Source organism: Polynucleobacter sp. 35-46-11 (genome assembly GCF_002281105.1).
Map to the genome: position 1 here is coordinate 1 of NZ_NCFJ01000363.1, position 2,633 is coordinate 2,633.

Below are 2,633 nucleotides of genomic sequence, written 5' to 3' on the forward strand. Positions count from 1 at the left end.
GTCGTGTTTACATTGCTGCTGCCTTGGCCAATGGCGCTGCGGCAGTTGTATTTGACCCCGTAGATGGTGTTGCTAATGAATACCTAGATCGCTCAGAATGTTTTGCTATTGATAATTTATCCAGCTTGGCCGGAGAGCTGTGTGCAGAGTGGTACGGTTACCCCAGTAAGCAGCTGAATGTTATCGGCGTTACCGGCACCAATGGAAAAACTAGTATTACCCAGTGGGTCGCACAAGCTTTGGATGAGTCAAGTCATCGAACAGCAGTATTAGGTACCTTAGGCACCGGATTTCCTGGGGCATTGGTTCAGACTGGTTACACCACGCCTGATGCTCCGAGATTACAAACAGAATTAAAAGAATTACTTGATGCAGGTGCGCAGCAGGTGGCGATAGAGATTTCTTCTCATGCACTCGATCAGGATCGGGTTGCTGGTTTGGATGTACGTACTGCCGTATTTACTAATTTGACTCAAGATCACTTGGATTATCACGGCACGATGGGCGAGTACGCTGAGGCCAAGGCAAAGCTGTTCCAACTGCCCCAGCTTGAAAATGCCATTATTAATTTTGATGATCCTTTTGGTCGCGAATTAGCAATCAAGCTTCTCGCTGCAGATGGACCAAGGGTGTGGGGTTATGCATTGAGCAGTAATGCATTTTCTGGATTTGAAAAATTTGGCGATCGTCTGAAACGGAACTACGCAAAAAATACGGTATTTACAACTACGGGTTATGAATCTGAATTTAGCTGTGATATCTCCAGCTCGAACACTGTTCAGCTTGCAGTATTGGGTGAATTCAATCTCAGTAATTGTCTTGCGGTTTGGACAGTTCTATTGGCTCAAGGCTTGAATCCAACTGAGGCCTCAAAGCGTATGTGCAAATTAAGTTCTGTTCCAGGTCGAATGGAATTGATTCGTGTGCACAAAACTCAAAGAACTGAGGGCCCCTTGGTGGTTGTGGACTATGCACATACACCAGATGCTCTCACTAAAGTATTGAATGCCTTGCGCCCTATTGCAAATCAACGCGATGGAAAAGTTTGGTGTGTCTTTGGTTGTGGTGGTGATCGAGATTCAGGTAAACGCCCGCAAATGGGTAAACTTGCTCAGGAGTTTGCCGATCACATTGTCATTACAAGTGATAACCCAAGATCTGAAGATCCAGAATCCATTATTGCCATGATTCAATCTGGCATGACTGGCAACTTGGCAAATGTGCAAGTACTGCCTGATAGAGCTGCTGCCATCATGGCTGCAGTTCGACATGCTGATATAAAAGATATTGTTTTGGTTGCAGGCAAGGGGCATGAGTCCACTCAAGAAATTAATGGCAAGAAATTTGATTTTTCTGATCAAGAGCATATTCGTTTAGCAGCGGGGGGTGGTTTATGACTACTTTGGTTGCTACCCCAATGACCACGCTTGCTCAGGTACATGCTATGTTGCCAGGCAGTCAGTTGATTCATGCTAATGGCCAGTCTGCATCATCGATCTCTATTGATCATGTGGGTAGTGATAGTCGCCAGGTTCGGCCTGGTGAATTATTTATTGCCTTGTCGGGCGAACGTTTTGATGCACATCATTTCTTGGGAGATGTGGCCACAGCAGGAGCAAGTGGGGCGCTCATTAGTGATAAAGCAGCATGCCCAGAAAATTTAGCGGCAGTTTGTGTCAAGGATGTTAAACAATCTTTGGGCGAGCTAGCAAAGGCATGGCGGGCACAGTTCTCTATTCCGGTGGCTTTAGTAACAGGATCCAATGGTAAGACCACTGTAAAAGAAATGATTGCCTCCATCTTTAAAGCTGCTGTTGGTGAGAAATGCACTCTAGTTACTAAAGGTAATTTCAATAACGATATTGGACTGCCTTTAACTTTGTTACGCATGCGCTCGACTGATCGTTTGGCAGTAATTGAGTTAGGCATGAACCATCCCGGCGAAACAGCAGAGTTAGCTGTCATTGCTCAAGCCAATATTGGGCTGATTAATAATGCTCAGCGCGAGCATCAAGAATTTATGGCAACCGTAGAAGCTGTTGCACAAGAACATGCAACTGCCTTGAGCTCACTTCCTGCGGACGGAGTCGCAGTATTTCCGGCTGATTCTGAATTTTCTAAAGTTTGGTATCAAGCTGCCGCAGGACGTAAGGTGATTGATTTTACTTTGACTACAGATTCTGCTTCAACTAAAGCCTCTGTAGTTGGTAAGTTATTGGCCAGCGGGCGAATTGAGATTTCAACTGATCTTGGCAAGTTTGAGGTTCAACTGAATACATTAGGAAGCCACAATGTTCGCAATGCATTAGCGGCAAGCGCAGTCGCATTGGGTGCTGGCTTAAGTTTGGAGCAGATAAAAGCTGGTCTGGAATCTTTTGTTCCAGTAAATGGACGCATGCAGTCAAAGCCTTTAAGTGTTGGGCGCACTTTGATCGATGATAGTTACAACGCCAACCCGGATTCGGTTAGAGCTGCTATTGATGCACTCAAACAGTCTGGAAATATTTCTTGGTTAGTGCTGGGCGATATGGGTGAGGTAGGTGATCAAGGTCCTGCGTTTCATGAAGAAGTCGGCGCCTATGCTGCTGAGCAGGGCATTAGTAAGTTGTTCGCCTTAGGAGAGCAGTGCAAAT

At 45.7% G+C, this 2,633-nt stretch carries 2 protein-coding genes; both read left to right on the forward strand.

What is annotated here, in order from left to right; all coding sequences use genetic code 11:
- A partial coding sequence (locus B7Y67_RS14920; protein WP_293599317.1) for a UDP-N-acetylmuramoyl-L-alanyl-D-glutamate--2,6-diaminopimelate ligase occupies positions 1 to 1,397 on the forward strand: 1,397 nt, incomplete at its 5' end.
- The coding region (gene murF / locus B7Y67_RS14925) for a UDP-N-acetylmuramoyl-tripeptide--D-alanyl-D-alanine ligase (RefSeq protein ID WP_293599318.1) at positions 1,394 to 2,633 on the forward strand (1,240 nt) is incomplete at its 3' end. The genes B7Y67_RS14920 and murF, both read left to right, overlap by 4 nt.